Origin of the sequence: Kordiimonas sediminis, assembly GCF_014656395.1 — a bacterium.
In the GTDB taxonomy this organism is placed as follows: domain Bacteria; phylum Pseudomonadota; class Alphaproteobacteria; order Sphingomonadales; family Kordiimonadaceae; genus Kordiimonas_A; species Kordiimonas_A sediminis.
Window position 1 is genome coordinate 1 of record NZ_BNCI01000005.1, and the last position, 3,400, is coordinate 3,400.

Genomic DNA, 3,400 nt, shown 5'->3' on the forward strand with positions numbered 1-3,400 from the left:
GATACGGGAAAACAAGCCAGAGCGGATAAGTGTTCGGGACTTGCAGCGTACAAGTGGCCTGTCTGCGCTTGGCAATGCCGAAAGCATCACAGATACCTGTCTGGAGCTTATGGGCCACGCCTGGCTACATCCAGCTTTTACACGGCAGGGGGAAAGTCACGGCAGAGCCGCTAAAGCATTCACAGTTAACCCGGCTGTGTTCATACAGTCCTGACAATAATGACATTAGTGACATTAGCCCCCAAATTCCGACCTAATGTCACTAATGTCACAAATGTCGGAGGCCCTTCGCCTACCATTTCTTACTAATTTCCAAGAATGCCAGTATTGGCGATATCAAAGCAGCAAATACTAAGATTAAATATACTGCAAGTTTAACACCTTCAGCTGAAAGACCTTGATCATAAAAACCCAACACAAAGAAGCAAGGTAGCATTGCCAAGTTTAAGGCCAGTGTTTTCGGCATCTTCTCTTGAAGTTTCTTTTTCAACTCTAGCGCACTCTCCATCTATTAGAAGCCTGAACTCAAATTCACCAAAGTTCGCGAATTTTGTAGTTTTGCCTCTTTCTCTACCCGGCTGTGCTCATATAGCCCTGACAAAAATGACATTAGTGACATTAGGTCGGAATTTGGGGGCTAATGTCACTAATGTCAGAAATGTCATTTGAATATTATGCATTTAAGCTGCGTTAGATTTCAGCTCCTCAATAATTCTTTCCAACACAGTTACAAAATTTTTGTTGGAGGTTTCTTGATTGAACGAGACTGTATGCTTTGCCACATTTGTCTTTAGCCCTTGTAACATACCTATAGTCTCATTATGAAATTCCATACGATCCCTAAGTATAAGCCTTTGATTATCCTTAAAGAAATCTGAAAATGCGTCACATTGATACCTATCTTTAATGAATTCCGTAAGAGTTTTTATGAAGTTACCAAAATCATTATTCTCTACAGCACAATTATATAAATAATAGACGCTGGTTTTAACATACTTATGATGTCTCAATAAATCAGGCCTTCTGCTCTTCGCGGTAAGATTTACGCCTTTAAGGTTCTCTTTTATAGAAAATACATACGCTTCTCTTTCTTTAGCATAAGAGTAGGACTTGTAAGACAGTGCGCGCTTACATAATAGCTGCGCTTTTTTGGCACAGAAATCTGCTTTTTCAGAAAGTCTGTAACCTTTACCTTCAATCACTCTGTCACAAATTGTCTGACAATATTCATTCGCATCTTCATTTAGTTCCTCGAAATTTAGCCATTCCCAAAAAAGCCCAATACTGATCTTGTTAATATTCGAAGCTTTTTCCAGACAACTACGCACTAATTGAAGGTCAGGTTTCTGTTGAGACATCGCCACTTTACCCTGCAACGCTAAGAAATCAGGGTGTTCAAGTACTTTCGCATCATAACTCTCGCTGAATACGACTGAACTAGCTATATCCTCTTCTCCGTTGGAAAGTAAGTACTTCACTCGGTGAACAAGTTTTTCAATTTCTGGCAATCTTGGTAACTGCCCTCCTTTTGTATTCTGAATACGCTGTTTGATCCTAGAATACATTGGTAATTGCTGACATTTTTTTGAGACGTAATGACTGGCAACAGTATTCAGCGCATACAACGTTTCATCCTCGTTTGAATGATGATGAGACAAAAATATTTCATTCACTTCGCCAATAATGCTAGAAATTTCATTCTCATCTAGCATTAACGTAACCTGTAGCTCTGTGAATGACACTGGTCGTTCCCATAGGTAAAGCGCAGCAAGAAGATTTTTCGAGTTTTGAAATTCTAAAAAATTGTATTCTCGGTCATACATATAAACGAGAGCTTCTTGCCCAGCCGGTAACTCTTCAAATGCTCTTATTGCATCGCGATAACTTGGAAACCTTCTTCTCAGACCAACAATTACTTCTATTATTAATGGACGCCCAGAAGCGAGTTCATGTATGCTTTGCGTGTAGTCATCGTCTGGGCGAGGCACCTTAAAGTATTCACATGATTTGTGGAGAAAATCATAATATTCTTCCCCTAATGTAAATCCAGGGACTTCTATAGCGTTTCCACGAGAATGACTTGGCAGATTTCGTTGTGTATAGAGTACCTTACAAAAAGATCTCGAGAGATAAATAGCTTGTTCAAGCCCGTCTAAACCCGTATCAACTCCTGCAGTGATTAATGTATCGATATCATCAATTATTAACAGAATATTGGCTACAGAAAAAACTTTCTCGAGTAATTCTAATAATACGTCAATATCCGCATGCTGGTATTTATCTTCTTCAATGAGATTAGAACATATTAGAATTGCTTCATATAATGATTTTGCGTCATCAAAATCATTAGAATTGGATACTATTTTATTTGACCCTGTATCCAATGATTTTTTTTTGGCACTTAACCAAATAACCTGATCAAGCTTATCACCTTTTTTTGAAGTTATATTCTTGGCATTTTCTACTATGAGAGAGGCAAATTCATAAGCTAGCGTTGACTTCCCGGAACCGCCTGAACCATGCAAAAACTTCTTCACTGTTCGATCTACAAATAGCCATTCCCAGAGATCGCCTAACAGCTCAATTCTTCCCACAAAACTTGGTAAAGTAGACGGGCTAGGCGGAAGACTTGCATCTTCTATTCCTGTATACTCATCAACATGTTGCGTTGAATAAGTTCTTTCCGAGAAAATAAAAGGCAGGTTCCGACTATTAATTTCACGAACTTCATGATTAGGTCTGTACCAGTAAATTCCAGCTTTGTAAGTACCAAAGTCCTTATTAGCAACAACAGGCTTCATCCCCGCCAGCCTTTTAGGAACTAGTAACAGATCTATAGTTGCACCTTGTCCATCTTCTTGCTTTTTGTAAAAACACTCCACTCTCGAGCTAAGCCGATCTGCCAGAACAGCGTTGAAGCTTTCAATATTGATGATAACCTTATTATGCCCGCCAGTGCGTAAGGTGTCATGGACACCAAAGACTATTACACCTCCGTGTGTGTTATGCAGAGCGCAAATAAGTCTAAGAATTCCTCCAAAATAGTCGTCCGAGCGGCTAAACGGAAAGTCTGCCTTATAATCAAAAAACAGACACTCCTCCTCTACAAAAATACCATTTTCATCTGTTAATTGATCAATAATCTGACCGAATATATCGTCATACATGCAGTCTTCCAAGCAATTCGCGAGCCAATTTCGATCAAGCATATACCCTCCCCCCCAAAAAAATTATCGTAATTCTAAAGCAAGCAATTATAATCTTTTAGTAGATTTACGCAACTGAGCTGGAAGCTCCCCCCATGCTCCCTTGATTGACTTACAAATCCTGATCACGCAAGCAAAAAGCCAGTTAACACGTTGTGTTAACTGGCTTTTTGATGGTTGCGGGAGTAGGATTT

Annotated in this window: 2 protein-coding genes; one reads left to right on the forward strand and one right to left on the reverse strand. The window is 39.4% G+C overall.

Annotated features, from left to right (window positions below; all coding sequences use genetic code 11):
- Positions 1-214: hypothetical protein (locus IE181_RS14490; RefSeq protein WP_191254327.1), on the forward strand; the 214-nt coding region annotated here is incomplete at its 5' end.
- A 466-nt stretch (positions 215-680) separates the two neighbouring features.
- Here the strand turns inward: IE181_RS14490 and IE181_RS14495 are convergent.
- Positions 681-3,167: an RNA-binding domain-containing protein gene (locus IE181_RS14495; protein ID WP_191254328.1), complete on the reverse strand. Its 2,487-nt coding sequence runs from the start codon at positions 3,165-3,167 to the stop codon at positions 681-683.
- Positions 3,168-3,400 lie beyond the last annotated feature (233 nt).